The sequence below is a fragment of the Nocardia tenerifensis NBRC 101015 genome, from assembly GCF_000308715.1.
Taxonomy (GTDB): Bacteria; Actinomycetota; Actinomycetes; order Mycobacteriales; family Mycobacteriaceae; genus Nocardia; species Nocardia tenerifensis.
In genome coordinates, this window is sequence record NZ_BAGH01000493.1 from 1 (window position 1) to 3,642 (window position 3,642).

A 3,642-nucleotide genomic window follows, 5' to 3' on the forward strand; every position below is an offset into this window, starting at 1 on the left:
GAGATCGCCATCGCGGCGCTGCGCGCGGGCAAGCACGTGCTGTGTGAGAAGCCGATGGCCAATACCGTCGCCGAGGCGGCGGCGATGGCCGCCGCCGCGGAGCAGGCCGCCCGGCGCGGCGTGCGATCGATGGTCGGCTTCAGCTATCGGCGGGTGCCAGCGCTGGCGCTCGCGCGAAACCTGGTGGCGCAGGGGCGAATCGGCGCCATCCGGCATGTGCGCGCGCTGTATCTGCAAGACTGGCTCGCCGATCCGGACGCGCCGCTGAGCTGGCGGCTCGACCGGCGGCGCGCGGGTTCGGGCGCGCTCGGCGATATCGGCGCGCACATCATCGACGCCACCCAGTTCGTCACCGGGGAGACGCTCACCGGGGTCTCGGCGCTGCTCGACACGTTCGTCACCGAGCGGCCGCTGCCCGACGGTCCCGGCCTCGGCCCGGTCACCGTGGACGATGCCGCGCTGTTCCTCGGCCGGCTCTCCGGCGGCGGGCTCGCCTCCTTCGAGGCGACCAGGGTGGCCGCCGGACGCAAGAACGCCCTGCGCCTGGAGCTCAACGGAACGCACGGCAGTCTCGCGTTCGACCTGGAGGCGATGAACGAGCTGTGGTTCCACGACCACACCGAGGAGCCGGAGACGGCTGGTTTCCGCCGCATACTGGTGACCGAGCCGCAGCACCCGTACTCCGGCGCCTGGTGGCCGCCCGGCCACGGGCTCGGCTACGACCACACCTTCACCAACCAGGTGGCGGACCTGGTCATCGCGATCGCCGCGGGCAAGGACCCGACGCCGAGTTTCGCCGACGGGCTCGCGGTGCAGCGGGTGCTCGCCGCGGTCGAGGCGAGCGCGGCGGACGCGGGGCGCTGGACCGCTCTCGGAGGAGGACAACCATGAGACCGATCACGCTGTTCACCGGGCAGTGGGCCGACCTGCCGTTCGACGAGGTGTGCCGGCTGGCGGCGGAGTGGGGCTACGACGGGCTCGAGATCGCCTGCTCGGGCGATCATTTCGAGGTCGACCGGGCGCTCGCCGAGCCCGACTACTGTGCGGGTAAGCGGAAGACACTGGAGCGCTATGGATTACAGGTGTTCGCGTTGTCGAACCACCTGGTGGGTCAGGCTGTCTGTGACCATCCGATCGACGAGCGGCACCGGGCCATTGTGCCGCAGCGCATTTGGGGCGACGGCGAGCCGGAGGGGGTGCGGGGGCGCGCGGCGGCCGAGATGGCGGACACGGCGCGGGCGGCCGCGCGGCTCGGGGTGTCCACGGTCGTCGGGTTCACCGGCTCCAGCATCTGGCACACCGTCGCGATGTTCCCGCCCGTGCCGCCGGAGACCGTCGAGCGCGGCTACCAGGACTTCGCGCGGCGCTGGCACCCGATCCTCGACGTGTTCGACGCGGAAGGCGTCCGTTTCGCGCACGAGGTGCATCCCAGCGAGATCGCCTACGACTACTGGACCACCGTGCGCGCGCTGGCCGCCGTCGACCGCCGCCCGGCCTTCGGCTTGAACTGGGACCCTTCGCATTTCATCTGGCAGGACCTCGACCCCGTCGCCTTCATCCTCGACTTCGCCGACCGGATCTACCACGTCGACTGCAAGGACACGAAGGTCCGCTGCGGCGACGGCCGGCGCGGCAGGCTCTCCTCCCACCTGCCGTGGGCCGACCTGCGCCGCGGCTGGGACTTCGTCTCCACCGGCCGCGGCGATGTGCCGTGGGAGGACTGCTTCCGCGCGCTCAACGCCGTCGGCTACACCGGGCCCATCTCGATCGAGTGGGAGGACGCCGGCATGGACCGCCTCGCCGGCGCCCCGGAGGCTCTGGCCTTCGTGCGCGGCCTCAACGCGATCACGCCGCCCGCGGCCTCGTTCGACGCGGCGTTCCGCGCCGAACGCTGACGCCTCACCGCGCCGCCGGGGTGCGCCCGCCGCGCGACAGCAGCGACTGGACGACGACGAGCACGCCGAGGACGAGCACCGCGACGCCGACCACTCGGAACCCGGTGTCCGCGCCCGAGATGAACGCCGCGACAACGTCTTCGGTGCGCGTGGTGGTAGCGAGGGCCTGCGCGACGGTGTGCGGGTCGTGCTCGCGGACGTCCGGCGGGAGGGCGGCGACGAAACGGGCGGTGAGCACCGTGCTGATGACGGCCACCCCGAGGGCGCTGCCGAATTCGCGCGTGGTGGCCTGCAATCCGGCGCCGACCCCGGCCTGCGCGTGCGGCAGCGAGCCCGCGATGGCGGCGGACAGGGTCGGAAGGGCCAGCGTCACACCGACTCCGGTGGCGACCAGCCAGGCGGCGTACTCGAGGTAGGTGGTGTGCGCGTCGCTGGTGGACAGGCCGAGCAGACCCGCGCCGACGAACACGAAGGCGAGCGCGACGGTGGCGTCCACGCCGATGCGCTGCGCCAGCCGGCCGACGTGCCGGGCGCCGAGGATGACGGGGACGGTGAGCGGGATGATGCCGAGACCGGTGCGCAGCACGCCGAATCCCATGCCGTACTGGAGGAACGACGCGTTCACGTAGAAGAGGGCGAACATGCCGAAGAACACCGTCGTCATGCCGAGGCAGGCGCCGCGCAGACCGGGGACGCGGAACAACCGCGGATCCAGCAGCGGGTGTTCGACTTTCAGTTCGACGAACGTCCACACCGCGAACAGTGCTGCGGCACCGGCGAATCCGCCGATCACCACCGCGCTCCCCCAGCCGGACTCCGGTCCCTGCACGATGCCGAGCAGCAGCGCCACCGACGCGGCGACGAACAGCAGCGCGCCGGGCACGTCGAGGCGGCGGTCGTGGCGCGGCGAGACCGGCGCGACGCGGGCCACGAGCGCGGCGAGCACCAGCGCGATCGGCACGGCGGCCGCGAACAGCCACCGCCACGAGCCGCCCGAAAGCACCGCTCCGCCACCGACATTGCCCACCACGCCGCCGATTCCGGTCATCGAGGCCCACACCGCGATGGTCGGGCCCTTGCGCTCGGCGGGGACGGCGTGCAGCAGGACCGCGAGCGTGTTGGGCAGCACGGCGGCGGCGCCGATACCGGTGATCGCGCGGCTGATCAGCAGCACGGCCACGTTCGGCGCCACCGCCGACAGCAACGCGCCCGCCGCGAACAGGAGCAGGCCGGCGAGCAGAACTCCTTTGCGCCCGAAGCGATCTCCTGCGGCCCCGCCCGGAATCACGAGGCACGCGAAGAAGATGACGTAGGTGTCGACGATCCACACCAGCGTGGACGCGGAGGGGTGCAGGGCGCTCGCGGCGAGCATCGGGACGGCGAGGTTGATCGCGGCGACCATCGCCACGACGAGCACCACGCAGGCGCACATGACGGCGAGCAGCGCGCGCTGCGCTATCGGGCGGGACAGTGGCTCGCGCGAGGTCGGCGGACGGTCGCGGACAAGAGGAAATGGCATGGGCAAAACGGTATGGACCTCGGCCGTTTCCGCGCCACGCAACTTCGGCAACCCATACTTGCGTACGATGCAACTATGCCCGAGCTGCTCGACCTGAACCTGCTGCGCGTGTTCGACGCGCTCCTCCAAGAGGGCAGCGTCACGGCCGCGTCCGAGCGCCTGCACCTGTCCATCCCCGCCACCAGCCGCGCCCTCGGGCGGTTGCGGCGCGCCATGGACGACCCGATC

Annotated in this window: 4 protein-coding genes; 3 read left to right on the plus strand and 1 reads right to left on the minus strand. The window is 71.9% G+C overall.

Going from position 1 to position 3,642, the window contains the following annotated elements; translation table 11 throughout:
• Window positions 1–891: Gfo/Idh/MocA family protein (locus tag ON39_RS34375; RefSeq protein WP_040740476.1), on the plus strand; the 891-nt coding region annotated here is incomplete at its 5' end.
• Window positions 888–1,895 (plus strand): sugar phosphate isomerase/epimerase family protein, encoded by a 1,008-nt coding sequence (locus ON39_RS34380; protein ID WP_040740477.1) that lies wholly within the window; start codon window positions 888–890, stop codon window positions 1,893–1,895. The genes ON39_RS34375 and ON39_RS34380, both read left to right, overlap by 4 nt.
• A 4-nt stretch (window positions 1,896–1,899) precedes the next feature.
• On the opposite strand, the gene ON39_RS34385 is transcribed toward ON39_RS34380, so the two are convergent.
• A complete protein-coding gene (locus tag ON39_RS34385) occupies window positions 1,900–3,414 on the minus strand; it encodes an MFS transporter (protein WP_083894864.1) in 1,515 nt (504 codons plus the stop codon).
• A gap of 75 nt (window positions 3,415–3,489) precedes the next feature.
• Here ON39_RS34385 and ON39_RS47730 point away from each other — a divergent pair.
• The coding region (locus ON39_RS47730) for a helix-turn-helix domain-containing protein (RefSeq protein ID WP_157195555.1) at window positions 3,490–3,642 on the plus strand (153 nt) is incomplete at its 3' end.